General features: G+C 35.5%; 2 protein-coding genes. Both read right to left on the bottom strand.

Going from position 1 to position 710, the window contains the following annotated elements:
- A partial coding sequence (locus HMPREF2571_RS08370) for a type IV toxin-antitoxin system AbiEi family antitoxin domain-containing protein (RefSeq protein WP_141760071.1) occupies positions 1-208 on the bottom strand: 208 nt, incomplete at its 3' end.
- Between the two features lie 303 nt (positions 209-511).
- The coding region (locus HMPREF2571_RS08365) for a tyrosine-type recombinase/integrase (RefSeq protein ID WP_176745588.1) at positions 512-710 on the bottom strand (199 nt) is incomplete at its 5' end.

The following is a 710-nucleotide window of genomic DNA, read 5'->3' as shown; positions in this document are numbered from 1 at the left end:
TTCTAGGATAACGATATTGAAAGAAATAGTATTCATCATAGTCTCCATTAGCAGATAAATAGATCCCTTTTGCAATCCTAAAAATAACTCCCTCGTTCTCTAATCTTGATAGATATATGGTAGGAATACCAATTTTTTTACAATCCTTGTAGGTAATCATGCCATTGTTCCTATCTAGATAGTCAAGTAACAGTTCTTTTTTTGACATACCTGTCCCCCCTTTTGTTGCTTTTGTACTACAATTTTAGCAATTTAGAAGTACAAAAGCAACATTTTAAATGGTATCCAACATCATTTATTATTCTCTTACTATAAATAATGCCAAAAATCTAACATTTCATTTTCTGAATGGGAAAAGCTACCGTACTTTTTGTACGGTAGCTTCTATAACCATGATGCCGTTTCCCCATAAGAGAGTAATGCACATAGGCAATCAGACAAATAATGTACATATACCCCGCTATAATGTGTATCCGGTATCTTTAAAAATTGGTGTGATAATAGTCCTACATCACAAATCACTCAAGGCTTCCTTAGTTGTCTCTGCAGCTACGTGTGCATAAACTTCTACCATTGCAGTTCCTTTGTGTCCTAATTGTTGGGAGACTAAGAGACTGTCTTTTGTTTGCTCATATAGACGTGTCGCAAGTGTGTGTCGCAATTTGTGAGGAGTAGTAGGTTTACCATAAGCGGTAGATAACTTCTTCACC

This window comes from Streptococcus sp. HMSC068F04 (assembly GCF_001837455.1).
GTDB lineage: Bacteria > Bacillota > Bacilli > Lactobacillales > Streptococcaceae > Streptococcus > Streptococcus salivarius_D.
This window is presented reverse-complemented; position numbering and strand designations above follow the sequence as displayed.